This window comes from Clostridia bacterium, assembly GCA_019683875.1.
GTDB lineage: Bacteria > Bacillota > Sulfobacillia > RBS10-35 > Bu92 > Bu92.
In genome coordinates this window covers 1-14,237 of the sequence record JADGHN010000041.1, presented here as the reverse complement: position 1 = coordinate 14,237, position 14,237 = coordinate 1, and the positions used below count along the sequence as shown (strand labels likewise).

15 protein-coding genes are annotated in these 14,237 nt (G+C 71.6%); 11 read left to right on the top strand and 4 right to left on the bottom strand.

The window, feature by feature from the left end; genetic code table 11:
• The 8 genes from IRZ18_04905 to IRZ18_04870 all read left to right on the top strand — a co-directional run.
• Positions 1-398: branched-chain amino acid ABC transporter permease (locus IRZ18_04905; protein MBX5476448.1), on the top strand; the 398-nt coding region annotated here is incomplete at its 5' end.
• Positions 395-1,306, top strand: coding sequence for a branched-chain amino acid ABC transporter permease (locus IRZ18_04900; GenBank protein ID MBX5476447.1), 912 nt, complete (start codon positions 395-397; stop codon positions 1,304-1,306). The genes IRZ18_04905 and IRZ18_04900, both read left to right, overlap by 4 nt.
• Complete coding sequence (locus tag IRZ18_04895) at positions 1,287-2,102, top strand: ABC transporter ATP-binding protein (GenBank protein MBX5476446.1); 816 nt, start codon at positions 1,287-1,289, stop codon at positions 2,100-2,102. The genes IRZ18_04900 and IRZ18_04895 overlap by 20 nt, the downstream gene beginning before the upstream one ends.
• 13 nt (positions 2,103-2,115) lie before the next feature.
• Positions 2,116-2,886, top strand: coding sequence for an ABC transporter ATP-binding protein (locus IRZ18_04890; GenBank protein ID MBX5476445.1), 771 nt, complete (start codon positions 2,116-2,118; stop codon positions 2,884-2,886).
• 75 nt (positions 2,887-2,961) lie between these two features.
• On the top strand, positions 2,962-4,353 hold the full coding sequence (locus IRZ18_04885; GenBank protein MBX5476444.1) for a tryptophanase: 1,392 nt from the start codon (positions 2,962-2,964) through the stop codon (positions 4,351-4,353).
• Positions 4,350-4,736 carry a hypothetical protein gene (locus IRZ18_04880; GenBank protein ID MBX5476443.1) on the top strand — a complete coding sequence of 129 codons (387 nt, stop codon included), beginning with the start codon at positions 4,350-4,352 and terminating at the stop codon, positions 4,734-4,736. The genes IRZ18_04885 and IRZ18_04880 overlap by 4 nt, the downstream gene beginning before the upstream one ends.
• A 33-nt stretch (positions 4,737-4,769) precedes the next feature.
• The gene (gene typA / locus IRZ18_04875; protein MBX5476442.1) at positions 4,770-6,614 is read left to right on the top strand and encodes a translational GTPase TypA; all 1,845 of its coding nucleotides are present in this window, start codon (positions 4,770-4,772) and stop codon (positions 6,612-6,614) included.
• 97 nt (positions 6,615-6,711) lie between these two features.
• A complete protein-coding gene (locus IRZ18_04870; GenBank protein ID MBX5476441.1) occupies positions 6,712-7,251 on the top strand; it encodes a hypothetical protein in 540 nt (179 codons plus the stop codon).
• A gap of 258 nt (positions 7,252-7,509) precedes the next feature.
• Here IRZ18_04870 and IRZ18_04865 read toward each other — a convergent pair whose 3' ends face one another.
• Both IRZ18_04865 and IRZ18_04860 read right to left on the bottom strand, forming a co-directional pair.
• Complete coding sequence (locus tag IRZ18_04865) at positions 7,510-8,235, bottom strand: protease complex subunit PrcB family protein (GenBank protein ID MBX5476440.1); 726 nt, start codon at positions 8,233-8,235, stop codon at positions 7,510-7,512.
• A 230-nt stretch (positions 8,236-8,465) separates the two neighbouring features.
• A complete protein-coding gene (locus IRZ18_04860) occupies positions 8,466-8,849 on the bottom strand; it encodes a DUF2512 family protein (protein MBX5476439.1) in 384 nt (127 codons plus the stop codon).
• A gap of 102 nt (positions 8,850-8,951) precedes the next feature.
• Here IRZ18_04860 and IRZ18_04855 point away from each other — a divergent pair, with 102 nt between their 5' ends.
• Complete coding sequence (locus IRZ18_04855) at positions 8,952-9,470, top strand: GNAT family N-acetyltransferase (protein ID MBX5476438.1); 519 nt, start codon at positions 8,952-8,954, stop codon at positions 9,468-9,470.
• Between the two features lie 52 nt (positions 9,471-9,522).
• A complete protein-coding gene (locus IRZ18_04850; protein MBX5476437.1) occupies positions 9,523-11,259 on the top strand; it encodes an amidohydrolase in 1,737 nt (578 codons plus the stop codon).
• 1 nt (position 11,260) lies between these two features.
• On the opposite strand, the gene IRZ18_04845 is transcribed toward IRZ18_04850, so the two are convergent.
• Positions 11,261-11,719, bottom strand: coding sequence for an NUDIX hydrolase (locus tag IRZ18_04845; GenBank protein ID MBX5476436.1), 459 nt, complete (start codon positions 11,717-11,719; stop codon positions 11,261-11,263).
• Between the two features lie 92 nt (positions 11,720-11,811).
• Positions 11,812-12,432: a methyltransferase domain-containing protein gene (locus IRZ18_04840; protein ID MBX5476435.1), complete on the bottom strand. Its 621-nt coding sequence runs from the start codon at positions 12,430-12,432 to the stop codon at positions 11,812-11,814.
• A 63-nt stretch (positions 12,433-12,495) separates the two neighbouring features.
• Here IRZ18_04840 and IRZ18_04835 point away from each other — a divergent pair.
• Positions 12,496-14,237, top strand: a 1,742-nt coding sequence (locus IRZ18_04835) for a glycoside hydrolase family 125 protein (GenBank protein MBX5476434.1), incomplete at its 3' end; no start/stop codon positions are given.

Sequence of the window (14,237 nt, the reverse complement as noted above, 5' to 3'; positions counted from 1 at the left end):
TGCTGAAGTACACCACGATCGGCCGCGCGATGCGCGCGATGGCCGACAACTCCGCGCTCGCGTGGGTGTCGGGGGTCGACGTCGACCGCGTCGTCACGTGGACGTGGATCCTCGGCGGCGGCCTCGCGGCCGTGGGCGGGGTGCTCTACGGCATGATCCGGCCGATCGACCCGAACATGGGCTGGTTCCTTCTCCTGCCGATGTTCGCCGCGATCATCCTGGGAGGCATCGGCAACGCCTACGGCGCCGCGGTGGGCGGCGTCCTGATCGGCATCATCCAGGAAGCGTCCGTCATCGTCCTGCCGGCGGAGTACCGGCTGGCCGTCGGCTTCCTCGCCATGATCGCCGTGCTGCTCACGTACCCGCGCGGGCTCTTCGGGGAGCGATCCCTCACATGAGCATGCTTTTGGGGTACTTTGCCGGTTTTCTCACGAATGTCGTCATCTACACCCTTTTTGTCATCGGCTTGAACCTCCAGTTCGGGTACACGGGCCTCATCAACTTCGGCCACGTGGCCTTCCTCGCCGTCGGCGCGTACACCGTGGCGATCCTCGTCACGCACCATGCGCCGATTCTCCTGGCTGTCCTCGCCGGCATGGTCGTGGCGGCCGTGTTCAGCTTCGTTCTCGGGTACCCGGCGCTGCGGCTGCGGGACGACTATCTCGCCATCGTGACGATCGGCTTTGCGGAAGTGCTGCGCATCTGGCTCAACAATGCGTCGTTCACGAACGGTCCGGAGGGGATCGGCGGCTTCGACGTGCCGCTCGGATGGCTTCCCGTCTCGCACGACGCGTGGCGCTGGATTTATCTGATCCTGTGCGTCGTCGTCGCGGGCGTCGTGTTCGCGGTGGTGGAGTACTTGGCGCGCTCGCCGTGGGGGAGGGTGCTGAAGGCCATCCGCGAGGACGAGGACGTGGCGGTCTCCCTTGGAAAGAACATCGTCTCCTACAAGCTGACCGCCCTGGCGCTGGGCGCCGCCATCGCCGGGTTGGCCGGCGCGCTCACAGCCTTCTACTACCAGTACATCAACCCGCACAACTTCGAAGCGACGATCACCTTCGAAGCGTGGACCATCATGGTGCTGGGCGGCATCGGCAAGAACTGGGGCGCGGCGCTGGGCGCGGCGATCTACTTCGGCCTCTACACCGTCACCTCGGAGTTCACGAGCTCGCCGATCGGGCCGTTCAGCACCGACCAGCTGGCTGCCCTGCGCATCGTGTTGATCGGCATCATTCTCATCCTTCTCATGATCTACCGTCCGCAAGGCATCCTCGGCCGGAAGGAGGATCTCGGCCTTGACCGCTGACCTCCAACGTTCCGTTCCGAACCCTCCGGCCGCCGGCGGCGTGATGCTCTCCGTCCGCGACGTGCGCAAAGTCTTCGGGGGATTCGCCGCAGTCGACGGCGTCTCGTTCGATGTCCGCGAGGGGGAGATCGTCGGCCTGATCGGACCGAACGGCGCCGGCAAGTCCACGCTCTTTCAGGTGATCAGCCTGTTTCAACCGGCCACGTCCGGCCAGGTGTTCTTCATCGGCGAGCCGCTCATCGGGCGGCCGCCGTACGTTCCGGCGCGGCTGGGTCTCGTCCGCACGTTCCAGATCACGCGCGTGTTCTCGCGCATGACCGTCCTCGAGAACCTCATGTTCGCCGCGCCGCGCCAGCCGGGCGAGCACCTCGCGAACGTGGTGCTCAGCCCGCGGCGAGTGCGGGCGCACGAGGCCAGCGTGGCCCGGCGCGCGAACGAGCTGATCGAGTACTTCAACCTCGGCCGCGTCCGGGACCAGTACGCCGGCGCCCTGTCCGGGGGCCAGCGCAAACTCCTGGAGATGGCGCGGGCGCTGATGACCGAACCGCGCATGATGCTCCTCGACGAGCCCATGGCCGGCGTGAACCCGGCGTTGAAGGAAGAACTCCTCCGATACATCCTCGACCTGCGGGAGAAGGGCATGACGTTCCTCGTCATCGAGCACGACATGGACATGATCATGCGCATCTGCGACCGCATCGTGGTCATGGCGAACGGCAGGATCATCGCGGAAGGCGATCCGCCATCGGTGCGGCGCAACCCGGCGGTCGTCGACGCGTACCTGGGGGGTGCCTGACGTGGAAGCGCACGTGAACGCCGGCGCGTCGCGCGAACCCCTGTTGGAGGTTCGGGACCTGTATGCCGGCTACCATGACCTCGACATCCTCCAGGGCGTGAACCTGCGCGTGGAGCGCGGCCAGATCGTCACGATCATCGGTCCCAACGGCGCGGGGAAGTCCACGCTGGCCAAGGCGATCTTCGGCCTCGTGCGCGTTCGGCGGGGCGACATCCGGTTCAAGGGGACGAGCCTCGCCGGGGCGAAGCCTTCGAAGATCGTGCAGAGCGGCCTCTGCTACGTGCCCCAGGAGAGGAACGTCTTTCCGAACCTCACGGTACTGGAGAACCTGCAGCTGGGCGGCTACCTTCTTCGCGGCCGCTCCGAGGGGCGGATCCGCGAGATGTTCGAAACGTTCCCGGTCCTGTATGAGAAGCGGCACCAGAAGGCCGGCGTCCTCTCTGGCGGCCAGCGCCAGATGCTGGCCATGGCGCGGGCGCTCATGCTGGATCCCGACATGCTCGTCCTCGACGAGCCTTCGGCAGGCCTCGCCCCGAACGTCGTGGACCAGGTGTTCCAGCAGATCCGCGACATCCACCGCGCGGGGAGGACGATTCTCATGGTGGAGCAGAACGCCCGCCGCGCGCTCGCCATGTCGGACTGGGGCTACGTGCTGGACATGGGCCGCAACGCCTTCGACGACGCGGGCGAGCGGCTCCTCGCGAACCCGCAGGTCGTCGAGCTGTACCTGGGCACGCTGGGGGCGGCGCAAGACGCCCCCACGGAGGAGGACGGCGCCACCTGACGCCGGGGGCGCGGGTGGACGCAGGAGGCGCGACACTGCCGGGCCCCTGCCCTTGGCCGGGGCCCGCGTCGTGAAATGGGGGAGTGGGACATGAAGGGCGAACCGTTTCGGATCAAGATGGTGGAACCGATCCGCCTCATCGCGCGGGACGCGCGGGAGGCGCGCCTCGCGGAGGCCGGGCTGAACGTCTTTCTCCTGCGGTCGGAGGACGTGTACGTCGACCTGTTGACGGACAGCGGCACGGGCGCCATGAGCGACCGCCAGTGGGCGGCGCTCATGACGGGCGACGAGGCCTACGCCGGCAGCCGCAGCTTTCACATGCTGCGCGAGACGGTCGAGGCGATCACCGGCTACCCCTACGTGCTGCCCACGCACCAGGGGCGCGGCGCGGAACGCGTCGTGTTTCCGGAGCTGATCCGGCGTCCTGGGCAGTACGTGCTCGGCAACATGCACTTCGACACCACCCGCGCGCACATCGAGCTGGCCGGCGGGCGGCCGGTCGACCTGCTCACACCTGAGGCGGCCGACACGACGTCGCCCTTCCCGTTCAAGGGCAACATGGACGTCGCGGCGCTGAAGGCCTTCATCGACGAGCACGGCGCGGAGTCGGTCGCGGCCATCGTGTTGACGATCACCTGCAACTCGGCCGGCGGGCTGCCGGTGTCCCTCGCCAACGCCCGCGAGGTGGCGGCCGTCGCGCGGCAGCACGGCATCCTCCTGCTCTTGGACGCGGCGCGTTACGCCGAGAACGCCTACCTGGTCCGGGAGTGGGAAGAGGGCCAGGCCGGAAGGGAGCCCCGCGCCATCGCGCGCGACTTCTTCGACCTCGCCGACGGCTGCATGATGAGCGCCAAGAAGGACGGCCTCGTGAACATCGGCGGGTTCGTGGCCGTGCGCGACGAGTCGCTGTACCTGCGCCTCGCGCCGCGCGTCGTGGCGTTCGAAGGGTTCCTGACGTACGGCGGCATGAACGGGAGGGACATGGCGGCGCTCGCCGTCGGGCTGGAGGAGGCGCTGGACGTGGCCTACCTTCAGCAGCGCATCGGGCAGGTGCGCCGGCTCGGGGAACGCCTGCGCGCGGCCGGCGTGCCGATCCAGTATCCCGTCGGCGGGCACGCCGTCTTCGTCGACGCCGGCCGGATGCTCCCGCACGTTCCGCCGGAACAGTTCCCCGGCGCGGCGCTGGCCGCGGAGCTGTATCTGGAGGCCGGCGTGCGCGCCGTGGAGGTGGGCACGCTGATGATGGGGCGAGACCCGGAAACGGGAGCCGAGCGGCGCGCACCGGCGGAGTTCCTGCGGCTCGCCGTGCCCCGGCGCGCGTACACGGACAATCACCTGGACGACGTCGCCGAGGGGATGGTCGCGGTGCTCCAGCGCGCGTCGAAGGTGCGCGGCCTGCGGCTCACGTATGAGCCGAAGGTGCTGCGGCACTTCCTGGCGCGTTTCGAATGGGCGGATGCCCGGTGAACCGGGGCGAGGATCTGCCGTTCGTCCAGCGGGCCCTGCGCGCATTGCGGTGGGGGCTCGTGATCAGCGGCGCGGCCCTGCTCCTCGACCTCGCCATCGTGCTGATCCGCGCCCACGGCCTGGACCTGCGCCTCGGGTCAAGGGTGGCGCTCGACACGGCGGCCGTGCTCCTTGTGGGCGTGATCGCGTCCTCGGGCGCGCTGTACCGCGGCCCGCTGCGCCTGGACACCCCCGGGGCCCCCGCATCGGGATCGGCGCCCGCGGACGACGCCGAAGACAGGGAGCAGCGCGTGGGCGCGGAGCTCCCGGCGGCCCTGACGTTCGCGGCCATCGTGCTCGGTGTCGTCGCCTTCTACCTGGACGCCGTCACCTTCCGGGGATAAGCGCGCGACCGGTTTCGCGGTATACTGCAGGACATGGTTCAACTTCGCAACGTGGCCATCATCGCGCACGTCGACCACGGCAAGACCACGCTCGTCGACGCCATGCTGAAGCAGGCGGGCGCGTTCCGCGCCAACCAGCCCGTCGGCGAGCGCGTGCTCGACTCGAACGAGCTCGAGCGCGAGCGCGGCATCACCATCCTCGCGAAGAACACCGCCATCCACTTCGAGGGCACGAAGATCAACATCGTCGACACGCCCGGGCACGCCGATTTCAGCGGCGAAGTGGAGCGCATCCTCAGCATGGTCGACGGGGCGCTGCTCGTCGTCGACGCCGCCGAGGGCCCCATGCCGCAGACGCGGTTCGTGGTGGAAAAGGCGCTGCGGCAGCGGCTGCGCCCGATCCTCGTCGTGAACAAGATCGACCGCATGGGCGCGCGTCCCCGCGAGGTCGTCGACCAGGTGCTGGAGCTCTTCATCGAACTCGGCGCCGATGACGAGCAGATCGACGTTCCCGTCCTGTACGCGGATGCCCGCGCCGGCGTGGCCATGACGGACCTGCCGGGCGACTACCGCCCGGCCGGGCCGGGCCACCCGGCGAGCGGCATCCGGGGCGACATGCGCCCGCTTCTCCAGGCGGTCGTGGATCACATTCCGCCACCCCCCGGCGATCCGGACGCCCCGGTGAAACTTCTGGTGACCACGCTGGATTACGACGAGTACCTCGGGCGCATCGCCATCGGGCGCGTGGCGCAGGGGACGCTGCGCGCGGGGCAGGCGGTGGCCGTCGGCCGCGCGCCGGACGCCATGCGTCGCGCGAAGGTGGCCGAGCTGTTCACGTTCGGCAGCCTCAAGCGCCTGGCGGCGGAGGAGGTGCCCGCCGGCGACATCTGCGCCGTGGCAGGCATCCCGGACGTGGCGATCGGCGAGACCATCAGCGACCCCGGCGACCCGGCGCCGCTGCCACCTTTGGAAGTGGACGCGCCGACCGTCACCATGACGTTTCTCGTCAACGACAGCCCGTTCGCCGGGCGGGACGGCGCCTATCTCACGTCCCGCCACCTGCGGGAGAGGCTGTGGCGCGAGGCCGAGCGCAACGTGGGCCTCCTCGTGGAGGAGACGGACTCGCCGGACGCCTTCCGCGTGTCCGGGCGCGGCGAGTTGCACCTGTCCATCGTCATCGAGACGATGCGCCGGGAAGGGTACGAGCTCGCCGTCTCCCGCCCGCAGGTCATCTACCGCGAGCAGGACGGCCGGCGCCTGGAGCCGGTCGAGGAGGTCGTGCTGGACCTGCCGCAGGAGACGGCCGGGGCCGTCATCGAGCGCCTGGGCGCGCGTCGCGGCGAGATGCAGTCGATGACGCCGCTCGGCGACGATCGGGTGCGCCTCGTCTACCGCGTCCCGGCGCGCGGCCTCTTCGGGTTCGCCGCCGAGTTCACCACGCTCACCCGCGGGTACGGCGTGATGTCCCATACCTTCGCCGGCTACGAGCCGGAGAAGGGGCCGATCCCCGGCCGCAGCCGCGGCAGCCTGGTGGCGTGGGAGACGGGCGTCACGACGGCGTACGCGCTGGAGAACGCCGAGAAGCGCGGCACGCTGTTCGTCGGCCCGGGCGAGCCGGTCTACGCCGGTCAGGTGGTGGGCGAGCACGCCCGCGAAGGCGACCTGGAGATCAACGTGTGCAAGAAGAAACACGTCACGAACATCCGCTCCAGCACCGCCGAGGAGTCGGTGCGCCTCACGCCGCCGAAGCGTCTCTCGCTGGAACAGGCCCTGGAATTCATCGCCGACGACGAGCTCGTCGAGGTGACGCCGAAGGAGATCCGGATCCGCAAGCGCCTCTTGGACCGTCACGCCCGGGAGCGCGCGCAGAAGGGGTGAGGCGAGGCGGAAGCGGTGCGATGGGTGGGACAGGCGGGAACGCCGGGGGGACGGGCGCATAGGCTGGATCAGTCCAACCCTGGAAGGGTGTTGACCGATGGCACTGATCCCCCCGGAACAGCAGCGCCTGCCGCGCATCCGCTTCCTGCAACCGCGTCCGGACGCGCTTGTGGCCACGGGTACCGGCCGGGCGGGGCAGGTGAACCCGATCTCCGCGGCCCAGGGCCTGGTGATCGCCGTGGCCGTGACGGCGCCGGTCGGGATCCTCCCGGTGCGCCCGGGTCCTGTCGCCTCGCCCCCGGCGCCGCCCGCGCCCAACCCCAACTTCCCGACGTTCACGTTCACGTACGATCTGCCCCTGATCACGCCGTCCGGCGCGGTGATCCCCGCGGGAACGAACCTGGCCGCCCTGTTCCAGTTCGCGGGCTCGACGGGGCTGGCCGACGGCTTTCTCGAGGAGACGACGTTCGTCTGGTTCGTCGGCGGTTCGGTGCCGCGGGAGGCCAGGACGCTGACGATGACCGCGCGCATCGCGGACATGTTCGGGCGACAGGCGGCGGGCGAGACGAGCCTGACCGTGGAGCTCGTGCCGATCGCCGGCGCCGGCTGGACGTCCCCGCCCGGCGAGGCGCAGTGACCCCCGTCCATGACCCGTGGAACCCTCCCGGCCTGGGATCCTCGAATTGGGGAACAGTATGGCCAGGCGCGGAAGGGGAGTTCGGCGTGACCAGGAACCGCCTCTATTGGATCGCGTACATGGCGCTCTTCGCGCTGATCGTGGGCGTGGCGTTCTACGTGACGGCTCAACGTTGAAGGCGCCGGCTCCGGCCGGCGCCTTCCGCGCGCTCTCCGCTGGCGGGCGGGAGAGGTCCATTGAGGGCGCGCGCTCCCGCCGTCACGTTTCCCCCGCGGCGCCCGCGGGGCCGAGCCAGGTGACGTCCTTGACGATCCACTGGCCCCGGCGCGCGTCCGCGTGTCCGGCGGGCGCGGTCAGCGTGACGGCGAACGCCTCGCCGCGGAAGCTCGCCGTGGCCGTCCTGCGGACCGTCTTCTTGTCCGCGGACGTCTGCGCCGGCCCGAACGTGACCGTGTCCGGCGCCAACCCGAGCGCATCGCGCGCGGCCTTGAACGCGGCTTCGGCCGTCGGCTGCGGCTTCACGCCGTAGCTTGCGGCGGGAAACGCCCCGAGGCGGACGCCGCGGTCGCCTTTCTCGAAGTGCAGCCGGATCACGACGTTGGGGACGCTGCGGGCGATGCGCAAGGCCAGCACCGGCCGTCCCGCCACTTGCGTCACGATGGCGTCCGGACCCGGCTTGACGAACAGGACGTCGACCGTGGCCGTGCCGTCGTCGCCGGCGCTGGCGCCCAAGGGCTCCAGCGCGTACCCGCCCGTCATGCGCATCCCCGCGGTGACGACGACGTCCGTGCGGCCGTCACCCGCGAAGGCGCGGGCGCCCGCACGGTCCCCGAGCTGGTCCAGCCACTTTTGCGCCTCCTCGGACAGCGCGTCGACGCCGACCGCTTCCGCTTCGAGCGCGTGCGCCGGCGCCGCGTGGACGTCCCGCGCGATCTCCGCGGTGCCGCAGCCGGTCAAGGCGAGCACGGGCCACGCGGCGATCATGAACAGGACGATACCTCGGAGGCGCCCCCGCGCCGGGGTACGACCGGCGGCTGTCGGGTATCCGCACGACATTTCCCAAGCTTCCTCCTCCCGTGCGCCCGTTCGGACGGAGCGCGGCGTCCGTTCGGATCCTCCGGCTCGGATTCTCCGACGCGCGACGGCGGGACGAAGTTCCCTCGGCGCGAGCACATGCGCCGCGAGGACCGGCGGGCGAGGCGAAGACCGTGGCGCTACCCGCGCAGGCCGGGCACGCGCATGCGGGCCATCCGGGCGACGATGGGATGCACGAGCCACTCGCTCGCGGCCACGGCTGCGGACACGAGCAACGCGCCCTCAAAGGTGTACGGCCGACCGGCGTCGACACCGTCGATCAGCATCGGGCCGAACCAGAGGACCACGTACGCGAGCAGGAAATCGGCGACGATCGCGGTAAGGTTGCCGAAACGCGAGAGGATGAATAGGTCGCCGAGCAGGAAGGTCACGACCGACATGACGAAGCCCAGCAGGACGACGTTCATGATGTTCGTCCCGCCGCCCTTGGCGAAAAACGGGATGATCATGCCGATCGCCGCCATCTGCCAGACGAACTTGAGAGCCCAGAGCAGAACGAGCATGGCGCGACGCCTCCCGCGCTAGTTTGCCGAGGACCGGCGGGGGTCATGCGGTGGCAGGCGCCCGGCGATGACGGGGCGGGAGCAGGAGGAGGAAGGCCAGCCATGGATGTGATCATCCGACCGGTTCGCGTCGAGGATGCCGAAGCGATTCATGAAATGCGCACGCGCCCGCGCTGCATGTGGGGGACCCTGCAGATCCCGTCGCTCACCGTCGAACAGGTGCGCAAGCAGATCGCGGAGATGCCGGACACGATGCACTCGTTTGTCGCCGAGGTTGACGGGCGCGTGGTGGGGCAGATTAGCCTCCACCTCAGACGCGGCCGCAGCGCGCATTGCGCGGAGATCGGCATGATGGTTCACGACGACTACCAGGGACGCGGCATCGGCACGCGCCTGATGGAGGCGATCGTCGACCTGGCCGACCGGTGGCTGGGGCTTCAGCGGATCGAGCTGGAGGTGTACCCGGACAACGAACCTGCCGTGCGCCTATACCGTCGCTTCGGCTTCGTGGAGGAAGGGCGGCGTCGCGCGGCGGCGTGGCGGGACGGCGCCTTCACCGACACCCTGATCATGGGGCGGCTCCGGCCAGGCAGCGAAGCGGCCGCGCAGGCGGGGGAATGACACCGGAGCGGCCCCGGCCCGGCCCGCAAGTCCAAGCGTAAGGAGTGTCCCAGTGGAAGCCGACCTGATCGTGACGAATGCCCGCGTGGCGACGATGAACCCCGAGGCGCCGTGGGCCGAGGCCTTCGCCGTGCGCGGGGGCCGCATCGCGGACATCGGGGCGGCGGACGCGATGGCCGTCTGGCGCGGCCGGCGCACGCAGGTGCTCGACGCTCGCGGGCGTCGCGTCGTGCCGGGCTTCATCGACAGCCACATGCACCTCGTCGGCTTCGGCCAGGCGCTGGCGCGCCTGGCCCTGGCTGACGTGCGCAGCGTTGGCGAGCTGGTGGAGCGGGTGCGGCGTTACACCGAGACGCTGCCGCAAGGTCAGTGGATTCTCGGGCGCGGGTGGGACGAGGCCGCCTTCGCGGAAGGGCGCCTGCCGCACCGGCGCGACCTCGACGCCGTCACCGGCGGGCGCCCGGCGTTGCTCCACCGTCACTGCGGCCACGTCGCCGTGGCGAACACGGCGGCCCTGCGCCTCGCCGGCCTTCTCGGCGAGGGTGGCGAGCCGCGTCCGGAGCGGTACGCGGTCCCGGGCGGCGTCGTGGACGTCGACCCGGACGGCAGGCCGACGGGCATCCTCCGCGAGGCCGCGATGGACCTCGTGGCCCGGCTGCGGCCCCAGGAGGGGGAGGAGGGCCTGCGCGCGGCGATCGCCCGCGCTGCCCTGGAGGCGGCGCGCCATGGCGTGACGGCGATCCACACGAACGACGGCGCGGCGTCCGGGTGGCCGGACCTGGACGCGGTGGCCGGCGCGTACCGCGAGCTGGCCGCGGGGGACGGGCTCCCCGTGCGGATCTGGTGGGACTTTCCCATCGAGCGCCTGGACGAGGCCATCGAGCGCGGTTGGATGAGCGGCGACGAGGAGGTGGGCGGGCGGTTCACGGTGGGGAGCGCGAAGGTGTTCACCGACGGCTCTCTCGGCGGCCACACGGCGGCGCTGTTCGAGCCGTACGCCGACCGCCCGGACACGACCGGCGTGCTGCTGTGGGACGACGACGCGCTCGCGGATCGGATCACGCGCGCGTTCGCGCACGGCATCGCCGTCTGCGCCCACGCCATCGGGGACCGCGCCGCGGAGCAGTTCATCGCGGCTGTCGAGCGCGCTTTCCGGGCCGTCGCGGCCGCCGGCGACGCGGCTTCCAGGGGCGGGCGCCCGCATGATGCCGCGCGCCGTGCCCGCCCGCGCCATCCGGCGGTGTCGCGCCCGCGGCTGATCCACTGCCAGATCATGCGGCCCGACCAGTGGCCGCGGATGGCGAGGCTCGGCATCGTTGCGGACGTTCAGCCCCGCTTCGTGGCCAGCGACATCCCCATCGTGGAGCGGCGCGTCGGGCCGGAGCGCGCGCGCTCGTCTTACGCGTGGCGGAGCATCGCGGCGGCGGGCGTGGCCGTCGCCTTCGGCTCCGATTGCCCGGTGGAGCCGATCGCGCCGATGGACGGGGTGCACGCGGCCGTCACGCGCCAGACCATGGACGGCGAGCCGCGCGGCGGCTGGCTTCCGCAGGAACGGCTCGACGTGACGGCGGCCGTCGCCATGTACACCCGCGGCGGCGCCCACGCGGTGGGCGCGGAGCGGGAGCGGGGGCGGCTGGCGCCGGGGTTCTTCGCGGATTTCGTCGTCCTGGACGAGGATCCGTGGCGCGTGGCGCCGGAGGATCTGCGCCACATCCGGCCCGTGGCGACGTACATGGACGGGCGCGCCACCTACCTGGATCCGGCCGTGGACGCGCCCGACGGCCGCTGAGTCACCAGCTCGTCTCCGGCTGTCCCGGCCCGTCCGGATCGCCGGCGCGCGACTCCGCAGGGAACTCGGCCCGCGCGCCGGCTCGCCAGGCGAGGAAGGCGAGGATCGTCTTGCCGTCGCGGATGTCGCCGCGGCGCAGGGCGCGGTCGAGCTCCGCCTCGGTGAAGAGCACGTTGCGCATGTCCTCCGCCTCGTCGAACGAGGTCTCGCCGGGCGTGAGCGATGTCGCCACGAAGACGTGGATCAGCTCGTTGGAATACCCTGGGACCGGGTAAAAGCTGAGGAGGTACTCCAGACGGCCGGCGCGAAAACCGGTCTCCTCGGCGAGCTCGCGGCGCGCGCCGTCTTCAGCCGTCTCGCGACCCTCAAGCTTGCCGGCGGGGAATTCGAGCGTCTCGCGGTCCAGCGCCGCCCGGTACTGGCGCACCAGGACGAAGCGCCCGTCATCCAGCAGCGGCACGATCGTGGCCACTTCGGGCGAGTCGACGTAATGATGCGTGAACGTGCGTCCCTTGGCCTGGAACGTGCGCGATCGAATCGGCAGCAGGGCGGTCAGTCCCTTCGCGCGGCGTGCGGCCCGAATCCGGGGAGCGCGGGCAGATCCGGCTTTCGGCCGCGGATGAGGTAGAACTTCCTGAAGAAGAGCAGGGTGAACGACAATTCCACGAAGCCTGCGTCCGCGAGCAGGTCCCCGGCCTCCCGCCGGCCGAACGGCTGGCCCGCGCGCCAGCTTCCGAACGGGGAGACCGGCGGCCGGTCCGGCAGCACGGCGCCGTTGCGATCGCAGATGAAGACGAAGCCCCCGGGGCGCACGACGCGGTACAGCTCGTGCATGCGCGCGCGCTCGTCGTCCCAGTCGCCGGCCGAGAGCACGGCGACGGCCGCGTCGAAGGAGGCGTCCGCGTGGGGCAGGCAGTCCGCGCCCGGCAGCGGCATGCCGGTCGTGTCGACGGTCCCGCCGCGGAGCCGCCGCGCGAGCGCGCGCGCGAGCCCCGCCGTGCGGGACTGGGCGACGAGCACGGACGCCCCGCGCGGCGCGACGCGCGCCACCGCCGCCGCCACGCGGCCGTACAGCCACGGCGTGAGAAGCCGCACGACGGCGTCGCGCAGGCGCTGGACGAGCCGCTCTTCCAGGCGCTCCAACGGTTCGAGGGCGCTGCTCGGCCAGATCACCGCGGTGCCCTCCGCTCTTCCAAGTGTTTGAAATTATACAACCCGAAGGAGGCTCGCCGCCGCGTGTCCGGCATCCTGACTGTTCCCGAAGCCGAGGAAGGGGCGCCCGAGTACATCGTCACCGGCAACGAGTGGGTGACGTTGCCGGACATCGAGCCGTCGCAGGCCGCCGCGCTCAGCGTCAACGTGCTGTGGGAGGCGGCCCTGGGCCTCGTGGAGTTCCGTCCCCGCGGGCGGCCGCTCCTCCGCCCGCGGTTGCGCACGGCGCGGGGCGAGGTCGAGCTGGCGTGGACAGCGGAGGTCGTCGACGGCTGGCTCCCGGTGCTGCGGTCGACGGCCGGGCCGTTCACCCTGGAGACGCGATACGTGGCGCCGCCCGGGTTCAAGGGCTTCGTCGCGGTCGTCACGGCGACGCGCCAGGCCGGCGCGGAACCGGTCGACGCGGCGTCCGTGGCCGTGGGCTTCGAGCACGCCTGGGCGCCGCCACGCGCCGTGCGCTTCACGGCGCAGCCGCTCGCGGCCGGATACGCCGTGAGGGTGGATCCCTGGACGAAGGCCGTGCGCGTGGAGGCCCAGGGCGCGCCGGCGCTGGGCATCCGCCCCGAAGGCGCCGGCGGCGAGGGCGGGCGGCTGGCGTGGTCGCCCCCGTGGCCGGAGACGCGCGCCACGGGCGTCGACCGCGCGGTACCTTGGACGGACGGCGAGGCGCACGTCGAGACGGCCTCCGTCTGGTGGGAGACGCGCCTGCGCCCCGGAGAGACGTGCACGCTGGCGCTCTACTGCGGCGTCAATCGCGAGGGCGACGGCGCCGCGCTCAACGCCGTCGACCTGGCCCGGCGGGGGGCGGAGGCGCTCTGGGCCGCGGCTGCGCGGTCGGCGGCCGAGGACGCGCCCGGCGACCTGCCGGCGCCGGTGCGGCGCAACCTGCTCTTCAACCTGCACGCGTCCACGGGCCGGTGCCTCGACAGCGAAGCGAGGATTGCCGTGACGTCGCGCAGCCCGCGGTACTACGTGGCCGCGGCGCACTGGACGCGGGACACCCTTCTCTGGAGCCTGCCCGGCCTGATCCGCACCCGGCCGTCGCACGCCCGGGAGGTGCTGCTGGCCGTCTTCCAGCGCCACGCGCGCCACCCCGGGGAGCACGCCCAGTACCTCGACGGGACCGTGGTGTATCCGGGATTCGAACTGGACCAGCTGGCCGCGTTCGTCGTGGCGCTGGACCGCTACGCGCGTGAGACGGGCGACGGCACCGTCGCGCAGGAGCCTGCCGTGCGGGAGGCCTGGCCGCGGCTCTCGGCGGCCGTGGCGGCGGCGCACGACCCCGACACCGGCCTCTACCGGACGTTCCTCCTGCCGACGGACGATCCGGCGCCCATGCCCTTCGTGACGTACGACAACGCTCTGCTCTGCGTGGCGCTGGAAGCGGCCGCGCGTCACGGCTGGCCGCTCGCGCCCCGGCCGGAGATGGCCGCCGCCGCCCTGCGCGAGGCCATGGAGCGGCGGCTCGTGGTCGAAGGGCCGTTCGGGCCGCAGTGGGCCGGCGCCACGGACGGCGAGCGGCACGCCCTCTTCGACGAGCCGCCCGGCAGCCTGGAGCTTCTCGCGCACTACGGCTTCTGTGAAGCGGACGACGCCACGTACCGCAACACCGTGCGCTGGATCCGCTCGGCGCACAACCCGCGCGCCATCGAGGCCGGGGGCGCGTGGGAGACGAGTTGCGAGCACGCGCCGTACCGGTGGGTGCTGGGCTGGGCGAACGCCATGTGGGCCGGGGCGGCCGCCGTGCGGACGCTGGAGCGCCGCCG

Coding starts and splice junctions, on each gene's coding strand:
- IRZ18_04855 (MBX5476438.1), top strand. CDS start 8,952: ATGGATGTGATCATCCGACCGGTTCGCGTCGAGGATGCCGAAGCGATT.
- IRZ18_04900 (MBX5476447.1), top strand. CDS start 395: ATGAGCATGCTTTTGGGGTACTTTGCCGGTTTTCTCACGAATGTCGTC.
- typA (MBX5476442.1), top strand. CDS start 4,770: ATGGTTCAACTTCGCAACGTGGCCATCATCGCGCACGTCGACCACGGC.
- IRZ18_04885 (MBX5476444.1), top strand. CDS start 2,962: ATGGGGGAGTGGGACATGAAGGGCGAACCGTTTCGGATCAAGATGGTG.
- IRZ18_04865 (MBX5476440.1), bottom strand. CDS start 8,235: ATGATCGCCGCGTGGCCCGTGCTCGCCTTGACCGGCTGCGGCACCGCG.
- IRZ18_04870 (MBX5476441.1), top strand. CDS start 6,712: ATGGCACTGATCCCCCCGGAACAGCAGCGCCTGCCGCGCATCCGCTTC.
- IRZ18_04860 (MBX5476439.1), bottom strand. CDS start 8,849: ATGCTCGTTCTGCTCTGGGCTCTCAAGTTCGTCTGGCAGATGGCGGCG.